Annotated in this window: 28 protein-coding genes; 18 read left to right on the top strand and 10 right to left on the bottom strand. The window is 74.2% G+C overall.

Annotated features, from left to right (window positions below; genetic code table 11):
* Window positions 1–91: 91 nt before the first annotated feature.
* Together BUE41_RS17935 and BUE41_RS17930 are read right to left on the bottom strand one after the other, a co-directional pair.
* Complete coding sequence (locus BUE41_RS17935; RefSeq protein WP_073458269.1) at window positions 92–1,306, bottom strand: hypothetical protein; 1,215 nt, start codon at window positions 1,304–1,306, stop codon at window positions 92–94.
* On the bottom strand, window positions 1,299–2,390 hold the full coding sequence (locus BUE41_RS17930) for a hypothetical protein (protein ID WP_073458268.1): 1,092 nt from the start codon (window positions 2,388–2,390) through the stop codon (window positions 1,299–1,301). The genes BUE41_RS17935 and BUE41_RS17930 overlap by 8 nt, the downstream gene beginning before the upstream one ends.
* 210 nt (window positions 2,391–2,600) lie before the next feature.
* Here BUE41_RS17930 and BUE41_RS32035 point away from each other — a divergent pair, with 210 nt between their 5' ends.
* Entirely contained in the window at window positions 2,601–3,053 is a 453-nt protein-coding gene (locus BUE41_RS32035) for a DUF2510 domain-containing protein (RefSeq protein ID WP_234997363.1), read from the top strand.
* 46 nt (window positions 3,054–3,099) lie between these two features.
* Here BUE41_RS32035 and BUE41_RS17920 read toward each other — a convergent pair whose 3' ends face one another.
* Complete coding sequence (locus BUE41_RS17920) at window positions 3,100–3,498, bottom strand: DUF2267 domain-containing protein (protein WP_073458267.1); 399 nt, start codon at window positions 3,496–3,498, stop codon at window positions 3,100–3,102.
* A 207-nt stretch (window positions 3,499–3,705) separates the two neighbouring features.
* On the opposite strand from BUE41_RS17920, the gene BUE41_RS17915 reads away from it, so the two are divergent.
* The 5 genes from BUE41_RS17915 to BUE41_RS17890 all read left to right on the top strand — a co-directional run bounded on the left by BUE41_RS17915 (window position 3,706) and on the right by BUE41_RS17890 (window position 6,770).
* The gene (locus BUE41_RS17915; RefSeq protein WP_143172219.1) at window positions 3,706–3,888 is read left to right on the top strand and encodes a hypothetical protein; all 183 of its coding nucleotides are present in this window, start codon (window positions 3,706–3,708) and stop codon (window positions 3,886–3,888) included.
* 207 nt (window positions 3,889–4,095) lie between these two features.
* Window positions 4,096–4,593 (top strand): flavin reductase family protein, encoded by a 498-nt coding sequence (locus BUE41_RS17910; protein ID WP_073458265.1) that lies wholly within the window; start codon window positions 4,096–4,098, stop codon window positions 4,591–4,593.
* Window positions 4,593–5,726 carry a 3,4-dihydroxy-2-butanone-4-phosphate synthase gene (ribB, locus tag BUE41_RS17905; protein WP_073458264.1) on the top strand — a complete coding sequence of 378 codons (1,134 nt, stop codon included), beginning with the start codon at window positions 4,593–4,595 and terminating at the stop codon, window positions 5,724–5,726. The genes BUE41_RS17910 and ribB overlap by 1 nt, the downstream gene beginning before the upstream one ends.
* Window positions 5,723–6,226 (top strand): NADPH-dependent FMN reductase, encoded by a 504-nt coding sequence (locus BUE41_RS17900; protein WP_073458263.1) that lies wholly within the window; start codon window positions 5,723–5,725, stop codon window positions 6,224–6,226. The genes ribB and BUE41_RS17900 overlap by 4 nt, the downstream gene beginning before the upstream one ends.
* Before the next feature lie 259 nt (window positions 6,227–6,485).
* A complete protein-coding gene (locus BUE41_RS17890) occupies window positions 6,486–6,770 on the top strand; it encodes a hypothetical protein (RefSeq protein ID WP_073458261.1) in 285 nt (94 codons plus the stop codon).
* 15 nt (window positions 6,771–6,785) lie between these two features.
* On the opposite strand, the gene BUE41_RS17885 is transcribed toward BUE41_RS17890, so the two are convergent.
* Window positions 6,786–7,427, bottom strand: a complete 642-nt coding sequence (locus tag BUE41_RS17885; RefSeq protein ID WP_073458260.1) for a helix-turn-helix transcriptional regulator — start codon at window positions 7,425–7,427, stop codon at window positions 6,786–6,788.
* A 62-nt stretch (window positions 7,428–7,489) separates the two neighbouring features.
* Between BUE41_RS17885 and BUE41_RS17880 the strand changes: the two genes are divergently transcribed.
* Window positions 7,490–8,344: a class I SAM-dependent methyltransferase gene (locus BUE41_RS17880; RefSeq protein WP_073458259.1), complete on the top strand. Its 855-nt coding sequence runs from the start codon at window positions 7,490–7,492 to the stop codon at window positions 8,342–8,344.
* 17 nt (window positions 8,345–8,361) lie between these two features.
* Here BUE41_RS17880 and rox read toward each other — a convergent pair whose 3' ends face one another.
* Complete coding sequence (rox, locus tag BUE41_RS17875; protein WP_073458258.1) at window positions 8,362–9,786, bottom strand: rifampin monooxygenase; 1,425 nt, start codon at window positions 9,784–9,786, stop codon at window positions 8,362–8,364.
* Between the two features lie 264 nt (window positions 9,787–10,050).
* On the opposite strand from rox, the gene BUE41_RS17870 reads away from it, so the two are divergent.
* Entirely contained in the window at window positions 10,051–10,692 is a 642-nt protein-coding gene (locus BUE41_RS17870) for a hypothetical protein (protein WP_143172218.1), read from the top strand.
* 179 nt (window positions 10,693–10,871) lie between these two features.
* Here BUE41_RS17870 and rpmF read toward each other — a convergent pair whose 3' ends face one another.
* Window positions 10,872–11,072: a 50S ribosomal protein L32 gene (gene rpmF, locus BUE41_RS17865; RefSeq protein ID WP_407691676.1), complete on the bottom strand. Its 201-nt coding sequence runs from the start codon at window positions 11,070–11,072 to the stop codon at window positions 10,872–10,874.
* A gap of 198 nt (window positions 11,073–11,270) precedes the next feature.
* Here rpmF and BUE41_RS17860 point away from each other — a divergent pair, with 198 nt between their 5' ends.
* The 3 genes from BUE41_RS17860 (at window position 11,271) to BUE41_RS17850 (ending at window position 13,508) form a co-directional block, all read left to right on the top strand.
* Window positions 11,271–11,750 carry an ATP-binding protein gene (locus BUE41_RS17860; RefSeq protein WP_234997362.1) on the top strand — a complete coding sequence of 160 codons (480 nt, stop codon included), beginning with the start codon at window positions 11,271–11,273 and terminating at the stop codon, window positions 11,748–11,750.
* A gap of 111 nt (window positions 11,751–11,861) precedes the next feature.
* Window positions 11,862–13,094 (top strand): phosphodiester glycosidase family protein, encoded by a 1,233-nt coding sequence (locus tag BUE41_RS17855; protein ID WP_143172217.1) that lies wholly within the window; start codon window positions 11,862–11,864, stop codon window positions 13,092–13,094.
* Between the two features lie 72 nt (window positions 13,095–13,166).
* Window positions 13,167–13,508: a hypothetical protein gene (locus tag BUE41_RS17850; protein ID WP_143172216.1), complete on the top strand. Its 342-nt coding sequence runs from the start codon at window positions 13,167–13,169 to the stop codon at window positions 13,506–13,508.
* A gap of 15 nt (window positions 13,509–13,523) precedes the next feature.
* Here the strand turns inward: BUE41_RS17850 and BUE41_RS17845 are convergent, their stop codons facing one another.
* Window positions 13,524–14,078: a TetR/AcrR family transcriptional regulator gene (locus BUE41_RS17845; RefSeq protein WP_073458255.1), complete on the bottom strand. Its 555-nt coding sequence runs from the start codon at window positions 14,076–14,078 to the stop codon at window positions 13,524–13,526.
* A 157-nt stretch (window positions 14,079–14,235) separates the two neighbouring features.
* Window positions 14,236–14,649 carry an SsgA family sporulation/cell division regulator gene (locus tag BUE41_RS17840; protein WP_073458254.1) on the bottom strand — a complete coding sequence of 138 codons (414 nt, stop codon included), beginning with the start codon at window positions 14,647–14,649 and terminating at the stop codon, window positions 14,236–14,238.
* A gap of 429 nt (window positions 14,650–15,078) precedes the next feature.
* On the opposite strand from BUE41_RS17840, the gene BUE41_RS17835 reads away from it, so the two are divergent.
* Both BUE41_RS17835 and BUE41_RS17830 read left to right on the top strand, forming a co-directional pair.
* A complete protein-coding gene (locus tag BUE41_RS17835; protein ID WP_073458253.1) occupies window positions 15,079–16,788 on the top strand; it encodes an AMP-binding protein in 1,710 nt (569 codons plus the stop codon).
* A gap of 87 nt (window positions 16,789–16,875) precedes the next feature.
* Window positions 16,876–17,109, top strand: coding sequence for a hypothetical protein (locus BUE41_RS17830; RefSeq protein WP_143172215.1), 234 nt, complete (start codon window positions 16,876–16,878; stop codon window positions 17,107–17,109).
* Here the strand turns inward: BUE41_RS17830 and BUE41_RS17825 are convergent.
* Complete coding sequence (locus tag BUE41_RS17825; RefSeq protein ID WP_073458251.1) at window positions 17,073–17,726, bottom strand: flavin reductase family protein; 654 nt, start codon at window positions 17,724–17,726, stop codon at window positions 17,073–17,075. The genes BUE41_RS17830 and BUE41_RS17825 overlap by 37 nt on opposite strands.
* A 111-nt stretch (window positions 17,727–17,837) precedes the next feature.
* Here BUE41_RS17825 and BUE41_RS17820 point away from each other — a divergent pair, with 111 nt between their 5' ends.
* Entirely contained in the window at window positions 17,838–18,806 is a 969-nt protein-coding gene (locus tag BUE41_RS17820; protein ID WP_200803990.1) for a CobD/CbiB family cobalamin biosynthesis protein, read from the top strand.
* Here the strand turns inward: BUE41_RS17820 and BUE41_RS17815 are convergent.
* Window positions 18,790–19,605 carry an SURF1 family cytochrome oxidase biogenesis protein gene (locus BUE41_RS17815; protein WP_073458249.1) on the bottom strand — a complete coding sequence of 272 codons (816 nt, stop codon included), beginning with the start codon at window positions 19,603–19,605 and terminating at the stop codon, window positions 18,790–18,792. The two genes, BUE41_RS17820 and BUE41_RS17815, sit on opposite strands and share 17 nt — an antisense overlap.
* 17 nt (window positions 19,606–19,622) lie before the next feature.
* Here BUE41_RS17815 and BUE41_RS17810 point away from each other — a divergent pair, with 17 nt between their 5' ends.
* The 4 genes from BUE41_RS17810 to BUE41_RS17795 all read left to right on the top strand — a co-directional run bounded on the left by BUE41_RS17810 (window position 19,623) and on the right by BUE41_RS17795 (window position 24,525).
* Complete coding sequence (locus BUE41_RS17810) at window positions 19,623–21,131, top strand: cobyric acid synthase (protein WP_073458248.1); 1,509 nt, start codon at window positions 19,623–19,625, stop codon at window positions 21,129–21,131.
* Between the two features lie 6 nt (window positions 21,132–21,137).
* Entirely contained in the window at window positions 21,138–23,108 is a 1,971-nt protein-coding gene (locus tag BUE41_RS17805) for a putative cobaltochelatase (protein ID WP_073458247.1), read from the top strand.
* 239 nt (window positions 23,109–23,347) lie between these two features.
* Window positions 23,348–24,067 (top strand): MBL fold metallo-hydrolase, encoded by a 720-nt coding sequence (locus BUE41_RS17800; RefSeq protein ID WP_073458246.1) that lies wholly within the window; start codon window positions 23,348–23,350, stop codon window positions 24,065–24,067.
* Between the two features lie 86 nt (window positions 24,068–24,153).
* Window positions 24,154–24,525, top strand: a complete 372-nt coding sequence (locus tag BUE41_RS17795; RefSeq protein WP_073458245.1) for a DoxX family protein — start codon at window positions 24,154–24,156, stop codon at window positions 24,523–24,525.
* Window positions 24,526–24,542: the final 17 nt, after the last annotated feature.

Below are 24,542 nucleotides of genomic sequence, written 5' to 3'. Positions count from 1 at the left end.
CCTCAGACACACCCACCTCGCCCGGAGGCCCTCCCCTCGTTCAAGCCGACACGCCGTCGAGCACTGACAACAACGTCCTGAGTCACTACAGCTAGGGCGACTCCTGGCTCAGGATCTCCTCCACCGCCACCGACTCGGCCAGCTGCCACGGCTGGGCCAGGTCCGCGAGCAGCTCGTCCCACGACTTCGCCGTCGACCGCCGCGCGCGGGCGTCCCGCGCCACGTCGAGCGCGGTGGTGGCCGCCTTCATGAGCACCGGCCAGTTGATGTGCGCGAAGGCCTTCGCGTAGCGGGTGACGGCGGGGAGGGCGGCACTCGTGAGGACCGTGGTCGTCGCCTTGCCGAGGGAGGCGGCGCCGACGAGGGCGTGGCCGGCGAGCAGCAGTTCGGTGCGCAGGGCCACCTCGGCGGGGTTCAGTGCGGCGGTGCCGGCGCGGAGCATCGCACGGCCGTGGACGTGGGTGCGGACGACGATCTCCGTCGTCATGACGGGCAGGGTGCTGACGGCGAAGGAGCGCAGGTCGGCGCCGTTGCCGTAGGCCTGGTGGGCGAACGTGCGCAGGGTGCGGTCGTCGAGTTCGTAGAGCTTGGTCCAGCCGGGCAGCGGCAGGCTCGTCTCGGTGACGACGTCGGCGACGAGGTGCTTGCCCCACAGGACGATCGCCTCGCCGAGGGTGGCGGCCGGCACGTACGACACGCCGGGCTTCGGCCCGGTGGCCGTGACCGTGTGCCGGACGCCGTACTCCCAGCGGAACCCGCGGAACTCGCCGCGCCGGATCTGCCGCAGGGCCTCGAACGGCCGGCCGATGTCGTGGCCCGCCGAGCGGACGCGGTGCAGCCTCCCGCCGAAGCCCTTGCCCATGTAGTCGATGGGCATGCGCTTGGCGTCCTTCTCCCACCGCTGGATCAGCGGAGTCTTGTGCAGCGCCTTCAGCCGCTCCTTCACGCCCTTGTCGATCTTGTCGTCGAACACCGTGGCCGCGACCCCGAGCACTCCGGCGAAGGCGACCGCAGCGGCGTCGTCGACGCCCCACGGCATCCGCCGGCGTCGCCGCCACAGCTCGAACTCCGCGAGCGCCTCCGGCGACAGGGCGGCGTCGAGATCGACCTCGTCCCAGCCGCGCTCAGCGCGGAGCGCGTCGTTCGTGGCCGTGAGCCGGTCGTAGGTCTCCGGTCGGTCCGGGGCCGCCGGGAGCGCTGCCGGCTCCTCGCCGGCGAGGAGGGCATCGAGGTGGGCCTCGATCTCGGCGAGCCGGCGGTGCTGCGTGTCCAGGTTCCGCAGGACCGAGTCGTCGAGCTCAGCCATCGTCGGAGATCCGGTCGATGACGACGGTCAGCGCGGCCTCCGCCATCGTGGCGTCCTCGCGCTCGCTCTCCAGCCGGGCGCGCAGCTCCTCGTTCTCGGCGGTGAGGCGCTGGTTCTCCGTGCGCAAGGCGAGCAGCTGCTCGGACAGCAGGCCGATCTTGGAGGTGACCTCGTCGAGGCGCGCCTGCAGGCCCTCGACGACGCGGCGGGCCTTCTCGTCGTCGCCCTCTGCGTCGAGGATGACCAGGCGGGTCACGACGTCGAGCTTGATCGCCTCGACGACGACCTGCCCGGACGTCCAGCCGGTCAGCCGCGATCCGACGGCGGCGGCGCTCGCACCACCGATGGCGCCGACGCCGGTGAGCAGCGCCGTGCCGCCGGCCATCCCGAACCCGCCCGCGGCGATCGATCCGCCGCCGAGGAAGGCCAGCCCGGCCGAGGTCGCCGCGGCCCCGGACAGGCCGAGGGCGCTGCCCACGGCGGCGCCGATCAGCGGTGCCGCGGCGCCCATCGTGGCGACGCCGAGCACCAGCCCCGCGGCCGACGCGGCGGCGACCCGGCCCCAGCGGACGTTGCGGCGGGCCACTGCCCGCGAGACCGCGGTGAACTCCGCCTGTGCTGCGTCGAGATCGCCGTCCCGCAGGGCGGGCAGGTACCCGGCGACCGCCTTGAGCGCGTCGCGGCGGGCCCGCGGCACCCAGCTCGCGTCCTCGCCCCACGGCTGGTAGGCGACCAGCTCGATACCGAGCAGCAGCGCCCGGGAGCGCCGGGCGATCTGCGGCCCGAACGCGGCCGCGGCCTCCTCGATGTAGCGGCGCTGGTGGGACGGCACCTTCGCCGCGATGGCGGCGGCCGGACCGCGAGCCCACTCCGGCAGCTTCTCGGGCTTCGACCAGTAGGCCTGCTCGGCGGCCTCGGCGAACTCGTTGCGGAAGCGGGTCTTCAGCTCGGCCCGTGCCGCGTTCTTCTCGGCGATCAGGTCCCGGCCGAGCATCACCTGCTGCAGTGTGGTGAGGACCAGGGCCTCCTCCGCGGTGAGCTGGAGGCCGAGCGCGTCGGGGTCGGTCGTCGTGGTGCCGGTCATCGGTGCGTGATCCGTTTCGGGGTCGGCGGTGCCGTCACTGGTGGGGGAGCGGTGGAGCGCCACTGATCCACATCGCCCGTAGTCGTGCCGCGGACCCGGAGAGTTACGAATCCCTCGTCGGGCGCTGTGAGCAGCGGGGCGTAACACGAACAGGTGATCCGCCGATCCGATCTTCGCGAAGAAGATCGGATCGAGGAGACCGGCCAGGTGGTGTTTCGCGTACGGACCGGCTGCCACAACTGCAAGCGCTGCACCAACAGCAGCGCGGCGGAGTTCGGCCGGATGACGGGCAAGGCGTTCGCCTTCCTGATGACCCTTGGGCTCTCCGCGTTCATCAGCCTGTTCACGGCGAACTGCCGCGCCTGCGGTCACAAGCTCTCCCTGCACGACCGCACGGGCACGGCCGGCAAGGGCAACTCCTACGTCATGCCGGTGCAGAACGTCACGCAGTCGGTCGAGGTCATCGTGCCGCCGGCGCCCGCTCCGGCACCGGCACCCCAGCCCCTGGCGCCTGCGCCCCGCCGGGCGGCCGTGGCGCCGCCCCCCGCCGGTCCGCCCGCCGGCTGGTACCCGGACGACGCCGGGGCGCTGCGGTGGTGGGACGGCGTCCGCTGGACGGAGCACGTCCAGCCACCGCCGCGGCCCCGGGCGCCGTACCGGTAGCAGTGACGTTGGCGGTGGATCACGTCCAGGACGGCAGCTGCAGGGCTCAGCGGGTGACGGCCGCGGGAACCCGCTGGCCGAACAGGATCGCGTAGCCCGGCCCCAGCACGCCCATGAGCTGCGCCAGCTGATCGACGGACAGGGCGTCGGCCAGCGTGCTCAGCACCGCCCCGACGTCCCACTTCGCGGTCGCGATCGACGTGCCGAGGGCCTGCGCGACCCGGGAGAGGAACGCATCCGGCCCGAACCCCTCTACCGGACCGGCCGTGTTCGTCAGCGATTCCTGCAGACCGACCGGCAGCTGTACGGCCACGTCCTTGGCCACGTCGGCCCCCAGCCGCCGGCCGAGGACCGCCAGGACGGCCCTCGTCACCTGCTCGGCCTCCGTCCGGTCCGCGTAGCTGCCGCGGTCGCGAACGGTGCTCAGGAACTCACGTGCCTCCATCAGCCTCTCCTCTCCGGAGCGACAAGCCGTCGGCGCCGTGGGGAATCCCCCACCGCTCCCTCATAGCACCGGGGTCGGGGGGCCTTGCAACCTCGGTTCACCCGACTTGCTCCGGCGCCGGTGAGCCGGTGGGAGAGGGCTCGGCCAGGCCGCCCCGATCAGCCGCATCCGCAGATCGACCTGCGCGATGACCAGATCGGCGATGAGGTGACCGCGACGAATGCCACCCGCCGCCGAGCTGACGCGCGCCGGGCCGGTCGGGAAGCCCCGCCGACCCGCAAGGCCGTCACCGAGGTCTGCGACGGGCTCGCACCGGTGCTGCGCCGCCGCGGCATGATCCGCTCCGGCTACTCCTACGGCACGTTCAAGGAGAACTTGTTCGAGTTCTGACGCCGACCGTCCGGGGCCCGGCCCGGGCCCCGGGGCCGGGCGGCGCCGAAGCCGCGGCGGAATCGTCCGGCCTGCGTCCCGGCGCCGCTGGTCGACGGACCGGGCGACGGTCGCGGGGCAGCGCAATCCACTGATCGGTACCCGTAACGCGCGGGTAACGCCTTCCGGGTTCCCTGGTCCTCACCGCACGGTGACAGGAGGCTTGTGATGATCGTCCCCGATCCGACCGAGACGAGCGCACTGCGGCGGGTGTACGGCACGTTCCCGAGCGGGGTGATCGCGATCGGCGCGATGCGCGGCGGTGCGCCGGTCGGCATCGTGGCCAGCTCGTTCGTGGCCGTGTCGCTGGATCCGCCGCTGGTGTCGGTGTGCGTGCAGCGCACGTCGACGACGTGGCCGCAGTTGGCGGACCGGCCGCGGCTGGGGTTGTCGGTGCTGGGGGAGACGCACGACCGGGTGTGCCGGCAGATCGCGGCGAAGACCGGTGACCGGTTCGCCGGGGTTCCCTACACCACCACCGACGAGGGCGCGGTGCTGCTGCACGACGCGGCGGCGTGGCTGGACTGCTCGATCCACGCGAGCGTACCGGCCGGGGACCATGATCTGGTGCTGCTGCGGGTGGAGGCGATGCAGACGCACGACGACGTCGCGCCGCTGGTCTTCCACGGCAGCCGCTTCCACGCCCTGTCCGCGCTGGCCGCGTGATGTCCGCGCAGCCCGAGACCCTCTCCACCGTCGACCGCGTCGGGGCGGCCGTCGCAGCGCTGCGCGCCGGGCGACCCGTCCTCGTCGCCGACGACGCCGGGCGGGAGAACGAGTACGACGTGGTCCTGCCGGCGGCGCTGGCCGAGCCGCGGTGGACCGCGTGGGCCGTCCGCCACACGTCCGGGCTGCTGTGCGCACCGCTGCCCGCCGAGCGCGCCGACGCGCTCGCCCTGCCGCCGATGGTCCGGGACAACCAGGACCCGCGCGGCACCGCCTACACGGTCTCGGTCGACGCGGCGCACGGCGTCAGCACGGGGATCAGTGCGAAGGACCGGGCCCGCACCGCCCGGGTGCTCGCCGACCCGACCAGCCGCCCGTCCGATCTCGTCCGGCCCGGCCACGTGCTGCCGCTGCGGGCCCGCAACGGCGGGGTGATCGCCCGGCCCGGGCACACCGAGGCCGCGGTCGACCTGTGCCGGCTCGCTGGGCTGCCGCCCGTCGGGCTGATCGCCGAGGTCGTGGCGGACGGGACCGGGATGGCCGGCCGTGAGGACGCCGCCCTGCTCGCCGCCCGCTTCGAGCTGCCCATCCTCGACATCGCCGAGCTCGTCGCGCACCGCCTGAAGTTCGGCGACGGCGAGCGGGGCCGGGCCACCCGCGCCGCCACCACCCGGCTGCCCACCGAGCACGGGGTGCTCGACGCCGTCGGCTACCGGGACGAGGTCACCGGCGCCGAGCACGTCGCGCTCGTCGGGCCCGGCGCGGCCACCCGCCCGCTCGTCGCGGTCTACCCGGAGTGCCTCGCCGGCACCGTGCTGCGGTCGCTGGCCTGCGACTGCGCCCGCCGCCTCGCCGCGCTCGCCGCACTGATCGCCCGGGAGGGCGGCGTGCTCGTCTACGTCCGCCGCCCGGACGCCCGGGCCGTCGGCCCCGTCGAGCACACCTGGACCGCGGCCGACGACGGCGCCGTGGGCGCGATCCTGGCTGATCTCGGCCACCGCGCCGTCAGGTTGCTGCCCGGTCCGGCCACCCCCGCCGGCCTCGCCCGCCCCGACCTCGCCGTCCTGCCCGTCCCCGCCCCCACCCTCGGGCCGGTCGGCTCCCGGCCCGTCCGCCTCCTGGAGCTCTCGTGACCGTCACCGTCGTCGTCGGCAACCCCAAGCCCGCCTCCCGCACCCGCACCGCCGGGGAGCTGCTGGCCGAACGCCTCACCGGCGCCGCCCCCGATCACGTGATCGAGCTGATCGAGCTCGGCCCCGGCCTGCTCGGCTGGGGCGACGAGGCCGTGGCCGCCGCGGTCACGGCCGTGCAGGAATCGTCGCTGGTCGTGTTCGCCAGCCCGACCTTCAAGGCCACCTACACGGGGCTGCTCAAGCTGTTCCTCGACCAGTTCGCCGGCGGCACCGGCCTGCGCGACGTCGTCGCCGTCCCGCTGATGCTCGGCGCCGGCCCCGGCCACGCCATGGCCCCCGACCTGACGCTCAAGCCCGTGCTCAGCGAACTCGGCGGCACCTGCGCCCTGCCCGGGCTCTACCTGCTCGATTCCGCGTTCGCCGAGTCGTCGGCCCTGGACGACTACGTCGAGCGGTGGGCTCCGGTGGCGCGGACTCTGCTGGCCCTGCGGACGGGGTAGGGCGACTCCGCAGTGCCAGACCCGGTGCCCGCCGCCGTGCACCGGAGCCGGCCGGCCCGCGGCCCGCGCGCCGCGTCGAGCCGCCGGCCCAGCGTCGCGACCGCGGCACCGACGAGCGCTGACCCGGTGATCAGCGCGGCGATCCGGCCGCTGTCATCACGATCCCCGCGCTGCTCGTCCCGGCGCGGCCGCTGCACGGCGCTGCTCGTCCACGCCCGGACGCCGGCGGGGCAGCACGTCCAGCGGGCAGGATGTCCGGGTGCCGCCGAACGCCGAGCGACTGGTGCAAGCCTGGATCGACCACGTCGGCGACCCGCCCCGCTCCTACCGGGACTCGGTGGTGGGGCTGCGCCACGAGCTCGACCGCGACCTGCTCACCGACGCGCTGGACTGCGTGCGCGCCGGCCGGCCGCGCGCCGACGTGACCGAGCGGTTCCGCGAGCCGGTGTGCGCGCTGACCGACGGCGACCTGGTGCTGCCGCCCGAGGTGGAGGAGGCCCTCGTCACCGTGCACGCCCTGTACCGGGAGCTGGATGCGCGGTGAGCGGGTCGCGGCTGGTCAGGCGCTCTCCGGCGGCGGGATGCTCTCCGCGACGCGCAGCGCCGCCTTGGCCACGTCGAGGTCGTACGGGGCCTGCGTGACGTCGTCGGGCCAGCGCTCGACCTGCTCGATCGCCCAATCCGCCCACCGCGCGACGCAGGCGTAGTGCTCGGTGAGGAAGCGGCCGATGAGCTGGTTGAGCGCGGCCCGTTCGGGGAACGGGCCCGTGCCGGCCAGGTAGGCGCGAGCGGCGGCGAGGTTCTCCACGTTCTCCCGACGCACCCACTCGCGGGTCGCGTACAGGTTCGCCAGCACGGCGGCCTTGTCGGCGCTGTCCGCGAAGTGGATCTTCAGCAGCTGCTCGAACTCCAGCGACGGGCCCTCGCCGGGCTGTCGCGCCCACGCCGCGAGCGCGCGGCGACCGGCGTCGGTGATCGTGTAGCGGGTGCGCCGGCGGCGGCCCACCGCGTCCTCGGCCGCCTCCGCGTAGCCGTGCGCGACCAGCTTCTTCGGTTCCTCGTAGAGCTTGCTGCGGGTGCGCGGCCAGAACCGGCGCAGGCTGCGGTCGACCTGCTGCACCAGCTCGTGCGTGGTCCACGGTCGGACGGCGAGCAGGCCGAGGAACGCGTACGAGGTCGAGGTCAGCGCCGGGCTTGACATCACACTCCCAAAGGGACGACAGTGTGCACTCCCAAAGGGAGATTACTCGAACGGGGGCCGCCATGACCGACGTCGCGCTGCAGGTCGCACCCGCCAACGAGGGCCAGCTCGCGGCGTGGGACGGCCCCGAAGGGGCGTACTGGGCGGCCCACGCCGACCGCTACGACAAGGCCGTCGCCGCCTACCACGGCCCGCTGCTCGACGCGGCGGCGATCGGGGCCGCCGAGCACGTGCTGGACATCGGGTGCGGCACCGGGCAGACCACCCGCGACGCCGCACGGACGGCCACCGGCGGGGCCGCGCTGGGCGTCGATCTGTCGTCGCGGATGCTCGAGGTCGCCCGCGCCCGTGCGGCAGCGGATGGGCAGGTCAACGCCGCCTTCGAGCAGGCGGACGCGCAGGTGCATCCGTTCGTGCCGGGGTCGTTCGACGTCGCCGTGAGCCGGACCGGTGCGATGTTCTTCGCCGACCCGGTCGCGGCGTTCACGAACGTGGCGGGCGCCCTGCGGCCCGGCGGGCGGCTCGCGCTGCTCACCTGGCAGCCGCTGGAGGCCAACGAATGGCTGCCGGCGTTCGCCGGGGCGCTCGCCGCGGGCCGGGAGCTGCCCGTCCCGCCGCCGGGTGCGCCCGGGCCGTTCGCGCTGGCCGAGCCGGACCGCGTCCGCTCCGTCCTGACCGCGGCCGGGTTCGCGCAGATCACCCTCGATCCGCTCGTCGCCGAGATGTGGTTCGGCGAGGACGGCGACGACGCCGCCCGCTTCGTGCTCGGCCAGCTCGCCTGGATGCTCGACGGCGTGGACGACGAGACGAGGGCGCGCGCCGAGGCGGCCCTGCGCTCGACGACGGCGGCGCACGAGACCGCCGACGGGGTGCGGTTCGGCTCGGCCGCGTGGCTGATCCGGGCGGTGCGGACGTAGCTCAGTGCGGACGGAGCTCAGGCAGCAGCGCCGAACCAGCGCGAGAGGTGGGCGGCGAGTCCTGCCTGGTCGGCCCCGGCCCACGCGACGTGGCCGTCGGGGCGCAGCAGCACCGCCGGGACATCCGGTTCGACGCCGAAGTCGCCGACGACGTGGTCCACCCGGTCCGCCCAGCCCGCCGCGGACAGCGCGCCGGTGCGGTCGAGCAGCAGCCCGCGGCCGCTGCGCAGCAGCTCGAACAGCCGCCCCTCCTTCAGCGGGACGTCGCGCAGCCGCCGGCCCACCAGCGGGGTGTCGTCGCCGAGGTCGTAGCGCACCCCGATCGCGGTGATCTTCTCGATCAGGTACCGGTTGACCTCCGGGAACGCGATCAACTCCGCCAGCAGCGCACGCACCGCCTGCGGACCCGGCTCGGTGCGCAGCAGCTCCATCTGCGCGCGGGTGTTGAGCAGGACGTCAGCGCCGACCGGGTGCCGCTCGGCCTCGTACGTGTCGAGCAGGCCGGCGGGCGCCCAGCCGGCGATCTCGGCGGCCAGCTTCCAGCCGAGGTTGAACGCGTCCTGGATGCCCAGGTTCAGCCCCTGGCCACCGGTCGGCGGATGGATGTGCGCCGCGTCGCCGGCGAGCAGAACGCGCCCGGCCCGGTAGCGCTCGGCCTGGCGGGTCGCGTCGCCGAAGCGGGAGAGCCAGCGCGGGGCGTGCACGCCGAAGTCGGTGCCGGCGACGGCGCGCAACTGCACCGCGAACTCGTCGAGCGTGGGCGGCACGGTGCGGTCCTCGGCCACCGCCTGCGCGGGCACCCCGACGCGGTAGAAGCCGTCGCCGAGGGGCATGAAGCCGAACCGCCGCTCGGTCTTGCGGACCTCTGCCATCACGGCCATCAGCTCGGGCTCCGGCACGTCGACCCGCATCTCCCCGAGCAGGACGTCGGTGGTGCTCGGTTCGCCCGGGAAGCCGATGCCGACCAGGCCGCGCACGGTGCTGCGGCCGCCGTCGCAGCCGACGAGCCAGCGGGCCCGTACCCGGGTGCCGTCGGCCAGCTCGGCGGTGACGCCGTCCTCGTCCTGGCTCAACCCGGTCAGCGCGCAGCCGCGGCGGATCTCCGCACCGACCGCGACGGCGTGCTCCTCCAGCAGCCGGTCGGTCGTCGTCTGCGGGATGCCCAGGACGAACGGGTAGGTGGTGTCGAGATCCGGCGCGGGTGCGGTGATGCCGGCGAAGAAGCCGCCGAGCGGGTACCGCGTGCCGTGCTCGAGGAAGCGGTCCAGCAGGCCGCGCTGGTCGAGCAGCTCGATGCTGCGCACGTGCAAGCCGAGGGCGCGGACCACCGGCGTCGCTTCCGGCTCCCGCTCCACGACGAGCACCTGCACTCCGCGCAGGCGCAGCTCGGCGGCCAGCACCAGGCCGGTCGGGCCGGCGCCGACGATGACGACATCGATCATGAGCTCCCCGATTTCCGCAGGTGAAGGGCAACGGGCGGAGAGCTTGCCGCATCCCCCGGGGCTTGCCGCAAGACCGGGTGTCCGCTATACGTTGAAGGTGGCGGGGAGCGAGCCTCCTCGCCGTCGTCGTTCTCAGGGGCTTCCTCGGCGGTCAGTGAAGCCTTCCCGGAACCAGGTCATCGCCTTCCCCTGCGGAGAGCGCGCGCGGGCCGTGGCCCGACGGAGACTTCCTCCGCCGTGATCGAGCCCGCCCCGGGAGCCCAGATGACTTGGAACCACCCACCGCAGCCCTACGGCCACCCGCGATACGGGCCGCCGCCGGGGCCCGCGCCCGCGCCCGCGCCTCCACCACCGCCTCCGCCGCCGCGCGGGGGGCGCACGGTCGCGAAGATCGTCGTCGGCGTCGTGGTGGGCGGGTTCCTGCTGTTCCTCGGGCTCGGAGCGCTCGGTGCGGCGCTCGGACCGGGGGAGCAGCGCACCCGCACCTCGGCCGGTGGCGCGTCACCCGCGGCCACGCAGGCGGTGGAGGAGCCCGAGTCGCGGACGCTCTCGGCGATCGACCTGCAGGCCGGTGACTGCTACATCGGCAAGCAGCTGCCACCCGAACCCGGCCAGACGCAGCCGATCAGCACGGTCGAGGTCGTGCCGTGCACGAGCGAGCACACCGCCCAGGTGATCGCCACGATCACCTACTCGGCCGGCGACAGCTTCCCGGAGGTGCGCGACACCAGGTCCGCAGCCGACTGCGCCGCGGCCTTCCAGGAGGAGCTGCAGCAGGGCGTCCTGACCGCGCCGGGGTACGATCTGGGGCTCATCACACCGCGGGACGAGCGATCGTTCCGCGCCAGCCCCGTGGTCGCGTGCGTGGTGGTGCACCCGAGCAGCACGACGTCGCTCATGGGCTGACGCTCATGCGCTGACGCCGGCTCGAGCCCGAGGGACCACGAGGCCCAGGCTCTGCTGCCGTGCTCGCCCGAGCGTGACGTTCGTCGCACCGCTGCGGTTCAGTGCGAACACGCAACCGGCCACCGTCTCCCTGCGGGAGCGGTGGCCGGGAAGGTGGTGACGAGAGACCCTCGTCGACCTCAGCGGTTGAAGACGATCGCTTCCGGGTACTCGCGGCCGTTGTAGTAACCGCAGTGCGGGCACGCGATGTGGCCGGGCCGCTGCTGCTTGCACCGGCTGCACGTGGCGTACGACGGCAGCGTCAGCCGCATGTTCTTCGAGCGGCGGTGCCGAGTCCGCGACCGCGACTTCTTCCACTTCGGGGTCAGGCCACCAGTCAAGGCGAGTCCTCCATCTCAGCAATCTTGTCCATGTGGCCCGTACCGCTACGACAGCGGCCCCAGCCGGACACACACTGGGCGCGCGACCACCAAGGTTACAGCATCGCGATCGGCTGCCCGCGGGTGCCCGCCTGTCGCCAGGGGCTGCCGATTCCCGCACCGGTCGCGGACGGGCGCCGGACTTGTCATCCTGAGCGCGTGACGGAACCGACGGATTATTACTCGATCCGTTTCGGCGCCGATCCCGTGCAGCTCGTCTTCTTCCGGCACGGGTTCGACCGCTGGCTCGCCGGGCTGGGCTGGCCGGAGCCGGAGCGGGTCGACGCGGTCCTCGCGATCGGCGAGGCCTGCGGCAACGCCGTCGAGCACGCCTACCCCGCGGGCGAACCCGGTGACGTCGAGGTCACCGGCCGCGTCGTCATCGGTCCCACGGATCGCCACCTCGTCGTCCAGGTCCGCGACCACGGCCGCTGGCGCCGGGCCGGCAAGGAGAACGGGTACGGACTCACCACCGTGCGCGCCTGCATGCAGCGGGTGCGGATCCGCCACGACGAGCACGGCACGGTCGTCACCATGACCAGCCGTCCGGTTCCGCTCGTCCCTGCGCCGAGGCGCAGCGCGGAGCACGTCGACGACCCGTCGGCCGCCGAGGTCCCGCACCGCCTGCGCAGCCTCTGACCCCGCCGGGCCGCCGGCCGACGCTCCCCGGTCGGGTGACGCGTGTCGGCCGGGTGCCCTGCGCCGTCCGTGATCGGATCGTTCCCCGGAAGCGCACGTGGGGAGGTGCGGATGCGGGGACGGCGGTGCGGGCTGCGCGCCGGGCTGGTCGCGTGTGCGCTGATCGTCTCGCTCGCCGCGCCGACGCCGGTCGCCGCGGCCACCGTCCCGCCGGAGCCGCGCGGCGCCGAGGGCCTCGAGCGGGTGCTGGACCGGCTCTTCCCCGCCGAGGCCGTCGCGCCGGGGGTGAGCCATCGGGAGTTCACCACCACTGCGGCCGCGAAGCAGGTCGTCGGTGATCTGGTGCAGGTCGACATGACGGTGCCGAACGTGCGGATCGACCTGCTCACCGCCGGGAAGATCGCCGCGACGAAGCCGGTGCAGGAGATGGCCGACGCCGCGGGCGCGGTCGCCGGCATCAACGGCGACTTCTTCGACATCTCCGCCACCGGCGCACCCACCGGGCCCGCGGTGCAGAGCGGACGTCCGCTCAAGGCGGCGGTACCGCAGGGGCGGCGGGCCGCACCGGCCGTACCCGGCGCCGAGATGGACTACGCGTACGCGATCGGCGTCGACCGGGTGGGCCGCATCGACCGGCTACCGCTGACCGGCGAGATCAGCGGCCCGTACGGCACGCTGCCGATCGTCGCGCTCAACCAGCACGCGGTGCCGGTCGGCGGGATCGGGCTGTTCACCTCCGACTGGGGTCGCGACCGCGCCCAGACCCTGTGCGGCACCGACACCGATCCCGCGGCCGGCTGTGCCGCCGACCGATGGGAGATCATCGTCAAGGACAACGTGGTCACCGAGGTCGCCAGCACCGGAGCCCGGCCACTGGCGCCCGACGAGGTCTCCCTCGACGGCCGCGAGGAGGGCGCGGCCGCGCTGCGGGCGTTCAAGGTCGGCGATCCGGTCGACATCGAGTACGAGCTGACCCCGGAATCGGGGGTGAAGCCGTACGCCGCAGTCGGTGGGCAGCCGATCCTGCGCGACGGCAAGCCGACCGAACGGCTCGACGACCGCATCCGCGCGCCGCGCAGCGCTGTCGGCAACACCGCGGACGGGCGCACGATCATGTTCGTCACCGTGGACGGGCGGCAGGCCGACTCGGCGGGCGCCACCCTCGCCGAGCTGTCCGCGCTGCTGGCCGAGCTGGGGCTGGACGACGCGATCAACCTCGACGGCGGTGGCTCCTCCACGCTGGTCCACCGGGAGCCGGGCGCGCCGCACACCAGGATCGTCAGCGATCCGTCCGGCTCGTCGGCCCGGCGGGTGCCCGACGGGCTGGGCGTGTTCGTTGATTGATCCCACCCGGTTTGATCCCACCCGGTCCGGCACGCCGCGCCGTCACCGACCGTGTACGGCATCATCGGCACGGTGATCGTGCGACTCACCGCTGCCGGCGCGATCGTCCGGGACGTCGACGACTGCTCGGCCCTGCACCTGGAGACGGACCTCGAGGGCGCGAAGCTGCGGGCCGCGCTGCTCACCACCGACACCGGCGTCGCGGACGGCGAGCACGTCTGGCTGGACCTCGCGATGCTGCGCACGCGGGCACACCTGCTCGCCACCGCGCAGGACTGGCCGGCGCGGTGGGCGGCGATGGTGCGGCGCGCGCGGGACGAGGGCCGGCTCAGTGCGGACGGCCGCTCGGTGCAGGTCTCCGTGGGGCCGCTGGACCCCGGCCCACCCCGTCGAGCCCGCCCCGCCGCGACGTGAAACCCGCCGGACACCTCACCCGTGCAGCAGCGCCTGCGCGGCGCGGCGCAGGTGCGGCAACGACTGCTGCGGGGTGAGCCTCGTCCGCAAGCCGTGGGTGGATCGCACCACGGCGATGCCCAGCAGCCACGCCAGCAGTAGCTGGGCACGGGCCTCGGCATCGGCGCGGTCATCGGTGTCGACGAGGTCGGCCAGCGCCGCGGTGTAGGCGGCCTCCAGCTCGTCCCGCAACTGGTGCTTGACGTGCGTGCTGGCGGTGCCGCGCAGCACCGCGAGGAACGCCTGCGGGTCGCCGACGGGTTCGAGCACCGCCAACAGCACGCGGTCGAGCAGTTCCGAGCGTGGTCCGCTGGTCAGCACGTCCATGGCCGGTTCGCGCACGGCCGCGGCGAACAGCCCTTCCTTGTTGCCGAAGTAGCGGAAGAGCAGCGCCTGGTTGACCCCGGCCAGCCGGGCGACGGCACGGACCGTCGTCGCGTCGTACCCGTCCCGCGCGAACAGCGTCCTGGCCGCGTCGAGGAGGGCCCGGCGCGTCGCGTCGGCGTCGCGGGGCCTCGCGGACGTCGTCATTGCGTCCGGAAGGGAGTGCTGGCTCATCCGGTGCATCAGATCACCTGCGCCGGGGCGCGGGGCAACCGGGAGCGGGCGCGCTGGAGGAGAGGTCTCGGACGGGGCCGGCGCGCGACGGCTCGCCCGGGCGGACGGTGGTGCGGTGCTTACTCCGGTCTCACTCGGGGCAGCCCTGCGTCAGCCGGGCGATCTCCGAGTCGAAGTCGATCTCCGCGGACTCCTCGCCGAGCGGGACGATCTCGAGCGTCGCGTCGATGAACCCGCGGAGCAGGTCGCGGTCGACCTCCAGGATCGCCCGGCCGTCGACCGAGCGGATCTCGATCTCGATGATGTCGTAGCCCTGCACGATCTGCGGGCTCATGCGGATGTCCCCGATGCCCGCGGGCCCCTCCAGCGCCTCCACCACCAGGTCGCGGGCGAGCAGCCACTCGACCCACCGGTCGTGCCTGGTGCGGACGGCGAGCGTGACGGCGAACGGATCATCGGCGCGGTACGTCCACCGCGTCACGACCGGGGCCGGCTGTCCGTGCAGCACGGTGAACATGTCCTGCTGGACCGTGTCGGTCTTCATGATCGGCGCCCCCTCGTGGCGTTCCGGTCCTGCCGCGGATGCGGCGGTCTCACCCGGCCCATCGCCGCGGCGGTCCGGAACGCTGCACGTCCTCGATGACTTCACCCGAACAAGTGATCGGTTCCCGGTAGCACGCGTCGGCACGCCGCTGCCCCGGACGGGCGTCCGTGCGCCCGGCCTCTCCTGGGCCGTTCTCCGGTTCGCGGGAGATCCGTTCGCCGGGGTCCGTTGCTGCGTTCGACGGTGTCCTCCCCGCGTGGACGGGTTGGGCACTGCCCGCACGGTAGGGGAGAACGCGCTGGTCCGCGGCGTACGGCTCGGCGTGTCGGGACCTCTCACCCGTCCGATCGGGGGTGCGCCGGAACGCGCCTGCGCGGCTAGGGTCGGCCGGCAGGACACACGGGCACGACCGGGTGAGGTGACGAAGAGGTGACCGAGAATCCGTCGGTGGCGGCGTTCTACGCGGCACGGCAGTTCCTCTGGGACAACCGGGAGGACTACGACACCGCCGTCCGCGACTTCCGCTGGCCGCAGATCGACGAGTTCAACTGGGCGATCGACCACTTCGACGCGGTGGCGGCCGATCCCGAGCGGGGCGCGAAGCGGGCGCTGTGGATCGTGGAGAGCGACGGCAGCGAGGCGCACTGGACGTTCGCGCAGCTGGCCGAACGCTCCAACCGGGTGGCGAACTGGCTGCGCAGCCACGGTGTCTCCCGCGGTGACCGGGTCATCCTCATGCTCGGCAACCAGGTGGAGCTGTGGGAGACGATCCTCGCGGCGATGAAGCTCGGCGCCGTGCTCATCCCGTGCACGACGCTGCTGACGGCCGCGGACCTGCGGGACCGGATCGAGCGCGGCAACGCCAGGCACGTCGTCGTGGCCGGGTCCGACGCCGCCAAGTTCGACGACGTCGCGGGCGACTACACGCGGATCGCGGTGGGCGAGCTCGGCCCGGTCGCCGATCCGTCGGCCTGGCTGGACTACGCCGACTCCGCGAACGCCGCCGCGACCTTCGTCCCGGACGGGGTGACGCGCGGGTCCGACACCCTGCTGCTCTACTTCACCTCCGGCACGACCTCGAAGCCGAAGCTGGTCGAGCACACCCACGCGTCGTACCCGGTGGGGCACCTGTCGACCATGTACTGGATCGGCCTCGAGCCCGGCGACGTCCACCTCAACATCTCCTCGCCGGGCTGGGCCAAGCACGCGTGGAGCAACGTGTTCGCGCCGTGGATCGCCGAGGCGTGCGTGCTCGTCATGAACTACGCGCGGTTCGACGCGCAGAGCGTGCTGTCGGTGCTCGACCGCTGCGGTGTGACCAGCTTCTGCGCGCCGCCCACCGTGTGGCGGATGCTCATCCAGGCCGACCTGACCAGCCTGGCCAAACCCCCGACGAAGGTCGTCGGCGCCGGTGAGCCGCTCAACCCCGAGGTCATCGAGCAGGTCGAGAAGGCCTGGGGGGTGCGCATCCGCGACGGGTTCGGCCAGACCGAGTCCACCCTGCAGATCGGCAACCCGCCCGGGCAGGTCGTCAAGCCCGGCTCGATGGGCCGGCCGATCCCCGGCTACCCGATCGTCCTCGTCGACCCGACCACGGGGGAGAAGGGTGTGCAGGAGGGCGAGATCTGCATCGACCTCGCCGACCGGCCCCTCGGCCTCATGGTCGGCTACTACGGCGACGACGAGCGCAACGCGGAGGCGTTCGCCGGTGGCGTCTACCACACCGGGGACGTCGGCTCGCGCGACGCCGACGGGTACATCACCTACATCGGCCGCGCCGACGACGTCTTCAAGGCCAGCGATTACCGCATCAGCCCGTTCGAGCTGGAGAGCGTGCTGATCGAGCACCCGGCTGTGGCCGAGGCGGCGATCGTGCCGTCGCCCGACCCGGTGCGCCTGGCCGTCCCGAAGGCGTACGTCGTGCTCGCGGCCGGTTACGAGCCCACCGAGGAGACCGCACGCGACATCCTCACCTTCGCCCGCGACAACCTCGCCCCGTACAAGCGGATCCGCCGCCTGGAGTTCGCCGAACTGCCCAAGACGATCTCGGGCAAGATCCGCCGGGTCGAGCTGCGCGGGCGCGAACAGGAGCTGCACAAGGACAGCGCGGGCCCGGTGAGCGGCGAGTTCACCCTGTAGTAACGGGGACGCCGACGCGCGTCACCGAGCGCACCCACGTACCGTCTCCCCCGACGAACGTGGCACGACGACGTGGGGGGAGCCCAGGTGAGCGTGGGCGAGGCGGAGAACGGGGCGCCGACGATGGCCGCGGTGATGGCGGGCATGCCCGTCGTCTGGCGGCGCCTGCTCGCTGCTCACGTACCGGACCGGCTGGGGCGCTGCGCGGAGTGCCGCACCGCCAGCGGCTCGGGAGAGCGGTGGCCCTGCTCGCTGCGGCGGATCGCCGAGGAGGCCGAGCGGATCTACGGGTTGGAGCTCGGGCGCGCCGTCGGCGAGTAGTGGCCCGGCCAGTCCTCGTAGCGGATCCGGGAGATCTCGCGGACCTCGCCGATCGTCGACCACTGGTCCCGGCCCAGCCGGGCCAGTGGTCGCAGCGCCTCGATGCGCGGCAGGCCACCCTGCGCCGGGTCGCGGTCGAACGCGTCAGCGTCGATCGCGGCGCGCTGGACGCGCCCGATCACGACGGTCGAGTCGCCCAGCTCCAGCGCCTGGTGCAGCCGGCACTCGAACGCCACCGGTGACTCCGCGACCCGCGGTGGCGCCACCGTGGCGCTCGGCTCCGGGGTGAGCCCGACCGCGGCGAACTCGTCGACGTCCGGCGGGAAGTCCGTGCCCGTGGCGTTGATCTGCTCGAACAGCGGCTCGGGCGCGAGGCAGACGACGAACTCGCCGGTCGCGCGCACGTTGCGCAGCGAGTCCTTCACACCGACGCTGGTGAACTGGATCATCGGGGGGTCGACGCACGCCACCGTGAAGAACGAGTGGGGTGCGAGGTTCACCACCCCGTCCGCGGAGACCGTCGACACCCAGGCGATCGGCCGCGGCACCACGGTCGCGGTGAGCAGCTTGTAGAACGCCCGGTGACCGAGCTCGGCGGGGACGATGTCGGTGCGCACCCCCCGATCATCCAGGCGCCGGGGCGCTGCGCGCGGGGCGGGTGGCGTGGCCTAGCGTCGCATCCCGTGCGGGCACGAGCGGTGGGGCTGCTGCTGGGCTGGGCCGCCGACATGGTGCTCGGCGATCCGCCCCGGTTCCACCCGGTGGCCGGGTTCGGCCGGGCCGCCGCGGCGCTGGAGCGACGCACCTACGCGGACTCGCGGGCGGCCGGAGCCGCGCACGTCGCGGTGCTGGTCGGGGCCGCCGTCGGGGTGGGGGCGCTCGCCGAGCGGGTGCGCAACCCGGTCGCGCGCACGCTGCTGACCGCCGTCGCGACCTGGACGGTGCTGGGCGGGACGTCGCTGGCCGGGCACGGCGCCAGGCTCGCCGACGAGCTGGACACCGGTGATCTCGCCGCCGCGCGTGCGCGGATCCCGTCGCTGTGCGGGCGCGACCCGGAGCTGCTCGACGCCGCCGGGATGGCCCGAGCGGGCACCGAGTCGATGGCGGAGAACACCTCCGATGCCGTGGTCGCGCCGCTGCTGTGGGGCGCGGTCGCGGGCGCCCCCGGGCTGCTCGGCCACCGCGCCGTCAACACGCTCGACGCGATGATCGGCTACCGCTCGCCCCGCTACCGCCGCTTCGGCTGGGCCGCTGCGCGGCTCGACGACGTCGTGAACTGGGTGCCCGCGCGCGTGACGGTGGCGCTGGTCGCGCTTGCCGGGGCCGCCGATGCTGCGGTGGCGGAGGCGGCCGGAGCGCTGGCCGGAGCACCGCCTTCCCGCCAGGAGACGGCGGGACAGCCACTCTCCGGCGACCCCGGACCGGCAGCGACGGCCACCTTCCGCGCTGCCCTGCGCGCCGCCCGCCGCGACGGCCACCGCCACCCCAGTCCCAACGCCGGCCCGGTGGAGGCCGCGTGGGCGGGCGCGCTCGGCGTCGCGCTGGGCGGGCGCACCGTGTACCGCCACGCAGTGGAGGAGCGGCCCCAGCTCGGCGACGGCCCGCCGCCGAACGCGCGCGACCTGCGCCGCGCTGCCCGGCTCTCCCGGCTCGTGGGCGGGCTCGCCGCGCTGATCGCGGCTACGGTCGCTCGTTGACGTCCGAGCGGGGCTCGTCCTCGCCGGCCAGCGCGGCCCGCAGCTCGCTGCGCCTGCGCGTGCGGCCCTCCCGCTGCATCAGCTCCAGCCGCACGAACCAGATCAGCGCGAAGATCGCGATGGCGCCGAAGCTGAGCCACTGCAGGGCGTAGGAGAAGTTCGTGAACGGGGCCGATCCCGCCACGGTCGGCTCGGCCGGCACCGGGCTGAGCACCCCCGGCTGCCCGGCCTCCAGCGCGAGGTAGCCGGGTTCGAGCGGCAGGCCGGTGAGCGCGGCGACGACGCGCGAGTCGGCGGCGAACACCTGCCGGGTGCCGGCCACCTCGGCGCCCCCGCGGTTCTGCGGGTCGGTCTCGTCGAGCCGCATCCGGGCCACGACCGTGACCGGTCCCTCGGGCGGGGCAGCGATCTCCGGCACCGCGGTGCCGTTCGCGGCGACCAGCCCGCGGTCGACGAGCACCGTGCGGCCGTCGTCGGTGCGCATCGGGATCAGCACCTCGTAGGCGGGTCCGCCCTCGAGGCTGCGCAGCCGGACCAGCGTCTGCGCCTGCGCCAGGTAGGTACCGGTGAGCTGCACCCGCCGCCACTCGTTCGCCGCGGTGACGCCGGTGCCCGGCGCCGACAGCTCCGCGAGCGGGGCGGGCGGTGCGGCGTTCGCGGCGTCGATGGCCTCCTGCTGGGCCGCGCGTTCGGCCTCGCGACCGAACTGCCACGGGGCGAGGAACGTGTAGCAGGCGACGGCGAACCCGACGACCGCGACGCACAGCGCCAGCCAGCCGGGACGCAGCAGGAAACGCACCCACCTACGGTAGTGCGGTGCACGGAGCCCTCCTCGTCGCGGGTACGACGTCCGATGCGGGCAAGAGCGCGCTGGTGGCCGGCTTGTGCCGGGTGCTCCACCGGCGCGGGGTGAACGTGGCGCCGTTCAAGGCGCAGAACATGTCGAACAACTCGGTCGTGACCGCCGACGGCGGGGAGATCGGCCGCGCCCAGGCCATGCAGGCGCACGCGTGCGGGTTGGCGCCGAGCGTCGCGTTCAACCCGGTGCTGCTCAAACCGGGCAGCGACCGGTCCGCGCAGGTCGTGGTCCGCGGGCGGGCCGACGGGGTGGTGAGCGCGCGGACCTACCAGCTGCGCAAGGCAGATCTGCTCGACGTCGTGGTGACGGCGCTGGCGGACCTGCGCGCGCGGTTCGACGTCGTGGTCTGCGAGGGCGCCGGGTCCCCCGCGGAGATCAACCTGCGGGCGAACGACATCGCGAACATGGGCCTGGCCGAGGCCGCCGACCTGCCCGTCGTCGTGGTCGGCGACATCGACCGCGGCGGGGTGCTCGCGCACCTGTTCGGCACCCTCGCCGTGCTCGGCCCGGCCGACCAGGCGCGCATCGCCGGGTTCGTCGTGAACAAGTTCCGCGGCGATCCCGCCCTGCTCGCACCGGGCCTCGAGCAGCTGCGCGCGCTGACCGGGCGGCCCACGTACGGCGTCGTCCCGTGGGCGGACGGGCTGTGGCTCGACGCCGAGGACTCGCTCTCGGCCGTCGCGGACGGCGTGCTCGGCGCACCCGGACCGCCGCACGGCTCCCAGTGGCTGCGGGTGGCGGTGGTGCGGCTGCCGCGCATCTCCAACGCCACCGACGTCGAGGCGCTGGCGTGCGAGCCCGGGGTCGCGGTCCGCTACGCCACCGACCCGTCCCGGCTGGCTGACGCGGACCTGGTGGTGCTGCCCGGGTCGAAAGCGACCGTCGCCGACCTGGACTGGCTGCGCCGCACCGGGCTCGCAGAGGCCGTGGTGGCGCACGCCCGGGCCGGCCGTCCGGTGCTGGGCATCTGCGGCGGCTACCAGATGCTCGGCCGGCGCATCGCCGATCCGCACGGCGTCGAGGGTGCCGAGGCCGAGGGGCTCGGACTGCTCGACCTGGAGATCGAGTTCGCGCCGCAGAAGACCCTCGCGACCCCGTCGGGGACCGCGTGGGGCGTGCCGGTCACCGGCTACGAGATCCACCACGGGCAGGTCGTGCGCTCCGGCGACCCGCACCTGCTCGACGGGGAGGGCTCCGACACCGGTGCCGTACTGGGCACCCACTGGCACGGCCTGCTGGAGAACGACGCGTTCCGCAGGCTGCTGCTCACCCGGGTCGCGGAGCAGGCGGGCCGCACGGGCTTCCGCGTCGCCCCGGACACCAGCGTCGCGGCCGTGCGCGCCGGCCAGCTCGACCTGCTCGGTGATCTCGTCGAACAGCACGTCGACATCAGCGCGATTGAACAACTCATCAATCACGGTGTGCCCGCGGGCCTCCCGGTCGTGACGTCCGGTCTGGCAGGGTGACCGGTGATGTCCACGCCCGTCTTCCCGTTCTCCGCCGTCGTCGGCCACCCCGACCTGCGGCTCGCGCTGCTGCTCAACGCCGTCCATCCGGGGATCGGCGGGGTGCTGGTGCGCGGCGAGAAGGGCACCGCGAAGTCGACGATCGTGCGCGCGCTGGCCGCGCTGCTGCCCGAGCAGCAGGTCGCCGAGGGGTGCCGGTTCCGCTGCGACGCGACCGCGCCCGATCCCGCGTGCCCGGACGGCCCGCACCGCAGCGACGACGAGCACTCGGTCGCGTTGCGCACCGAGCGGGCCCCGCTGGTGGAGCTGCCGGTCGGGGCCACCGAGGACCGGCTCGTCGGATCGCTGGACCTGGAACGGGTGCTGCAGGAGGGCACGAGCGCGTTCCGGCCAGGGCTGCTCGCCCAGGCCCACCGCGGGGTGCTCTACGTCGACGAGGTCAACCTGCTGCCCGACCACCTCGTCGACTCGCTGCTCGACGCCGCGGCGATGGGGCGGGTGCACGTGGAGCGCGACGGCGTGTCGGTCACCCACGCCGCCCGGTTCCTGCTGGTCGGCACGATGAACCCGGAGGAGGGCGAGCTGCGGCCGCAGCTGCTCGACCGGTTCGGGCTCGCCGTGGAGGTGCGGGCGGCCCGCGACGTCGACACCCGGGTCGAGGTGGTGCGCCGGCGCATGGCGTACGAGGCCGATCCGGCCGGTTTCGCCGCGCAGTGGGCCGACGCCGAGCGCGAGACCGCCGAGGCGATCGCCGCCGCCCAGCAGAAGCTGCCCGCCGTCGAGCTGCCGGACGCCGAGCTGCGGCGCATCGCCGCCGTCTGCGCGGCGTTCGAGGTCGACGGGATGCGCGCCGATCTCGTCATCGCGAACGCCTCCCGGGCGCACGCCGCGCTGCGCGGCGCGTCGGTGGTGGAGGAGGAGGACGTGCGGGTCGCGGCTCGACTGGCGCTGCCGCACCGGCGCCGCCGGGACCCGTTCGACGAGCCGGGCATCGACGAGCAGGCCCTGGAGGAGGCGCTCGACCAGGCCGGACCGCCCGACGACCCCGAGCCCCCGCAACCTCCGGACTCCCCGGACGGTGGAGGTGCGCCGCCGCCGTCCGGTGCCTCGGGGCAGAGCGGCGCCGAACGCCCGGCCGGGGACGGCCCGGGCCGGGCGGCACCGCCGCCGGGGGAGCCGTTCCGCGCGCGCCTGCTGCGTGTGCCCGGCCTCGGTGAGGGGGCACCGGGCCGCCGGTCGCGGGCCCGCACCGACTCCGGGCGGGTCGTGCGCGCCACGACGTCGGCGCCGCGCCGCGCCGGTGACCTGCACCTGCCGGCGACGGTGGCGGCGGCCGCCGGGCGTGGCCGCACGGGCGGGCGGCTGACGCTCACGGCAGCCGATCTGCGCGGCGCGGTCCGTGAGGGCCGGGAGGGCAACCTCGTGCTGTTCGTCGTCGACGCGTCCGGTTCGATGGCCGCGCGCAAGCGCATGTCCGCCGTCACCGGCGCGGTGCTCTCCCTGCTGCGCGACGCCTACCAGCGCCGCGACAAGGTGGGGCTGGTGACGTTCCGGGCGGCCGGTGCCGAGGTGGCGCTCCCGCCGACGTCGAGCGTGCCGGCGGCCCAGGCCCGCCTGGCGCACCTGCGCACCGGCGGCCGCACCCCGCTCGCCGACGGCCTGCTGCGCGCCCGCACGGTGCTGCAGGTGGAGCGGCTGCGCGATCCGCGGCGGCGCCCGCTGCTCGTCGTGCTCACCGACGGGCGGGCCACGGTCGCCGCACGCCCCGGCGGCGACCCGGTCCGCGACGCCTGCCGCGCCGCGCGCCTGCTCGCCGCCGACGGGGTGGCGACGGTCGTGGTCGACTGCGAGTCCGGCCCGGTCCGGCTGGGGCTGGCCGCACAGATCGCGGAGGCTGCGCAGGGAGCGCTCGTGGGGATCGGGGAGCTGTCCGCCGACCGGGTCGCGGGGATCGTGCACGCGGCGTGGGCGGCGTGATTGCCGGACCTGGCCGCAACGAACGGCCCTTTCGTCCACTCAGAGTGGACGAAAGGGCCGTTCGTTGCGCGCGGCCCCGAGCGTGCCTCTGACAGACCGGGGTGAGACCGGGGTGCGGTCGAGGCTGATCGCGTCGAGAGGAGCTCCTTTCCCGCCACGACGTCGGTCTCCCCGTTTCGCTTGATCGCCCTCCGCGAACCGTCCACCGTAGACCCGCGCGCGTCAGTACCGTTCGCCTTATGGGGGTTACGCAGATCGCGGAGCGGCTGTGGCGGGTCCAGCCGGCGTTCGGGCAGTGCTGGATCTGGCGCGACGGGTCGGGTGCCGACGCCGAGGTGACGCTGATCGACGCCGGGCCGCCGGGGTCGGCGCCGGTGATCGCCGAGGCGCTGTCGGAGCTGGGGCTGGGCCCGTCCGCGGTGAGGCGGGTGGTGCTCACCCACCACCACGTCGACCACGCCGGATCGGCCGTCGACGTGCGCGCGTGGGGCGCGGAGGTGCTCGTCCACGGAGCCGAAGCGGGCGTCGTCACCGGTGCCGAGCCGGCGCCGCAGCCGTCGCTGCTGCCGGCGGAAGAGGCGCTGTTCGCGCAGGTCGGGGGCGGCGTCGCGCCGCCGTGCCCGGTCGATCGGGTGCTCGACGACGGCGAGGTGCTGCCGTTCGGCGGCGGCGCGGTGGTCGTGCACGGGCCGGGGCACACGGCCGGCAGCATCGGGCTGCACCTGCCCGAGGCGGGCGTGCTCTTCACCGGCGACACGATCGCCGAGCACGAAGGCGCGCTGATCCTGGGGCCGTTCAACGAGGACCGGGCCGCGGCCGTGGAGTCGTTCCGGCTGTTGGCCGGGCTGGACGCGGACATCGCCTGCTTCGGGCACGGCGAACCGCTCGTCGGCGACGCGGGCGAGCGGCTGCGCGCCGTCGAGGATCTGGGTCCCTTCGCGGGACCGGCCCAGCTGTAGCGCCACGGCCCGCCCGGGAATGGTCCGGATCAACGTGAAGTTCCACCTGGAAACACCTGTTGAACTTTCACGTGAAAGGGGACGACATGGCCGTCTTCTCCTGGATCCTGCAGGGAATCCTGGCGCTCGCCTTCCTCGCCGTGGGTGCGATGAAGCTTGTCCAGGACCGCAAGAAGCTGATCGACAGCGGCCTGGGGTGGGCCGAGGACTTCTCCGACGGCGCCGTGAAGGGCATCGGCGCGCTCGAGGTGCTCGGTGCGATCGGCCTCGTGCTGCCGACGCTGACCGGTATCGCTCCGGTGCTCACGCCGCTGGCCGCCCTCGGGCTGACGCTGATCATGATCGGCGCCGGCGTCGTGCACGTGCGCCGCAACGAGGGCAAGGCGGTCGTCCCGCCGATCGTGCTGGGCGTGCTGGCCCTCGTCGTCGCGATCCTGCGGTTCGGGCCGCTCGCCTGATCGTGGCGGCCCCGCGG

Origin of the sequence: Pseudonocardia thermophila (genome assembly GCF_900142365.1) — a bacterium.
Lineage (GTDB): Bacteria > Actinomycetota > Actinomycetes > Mycobacteriales > Pseudonocardiaceae > Pseudonocardia > Pseudonocardia thermophila.
This window is presented reverse-complemented; position numbering and strand designations above follow the sequence as displayed.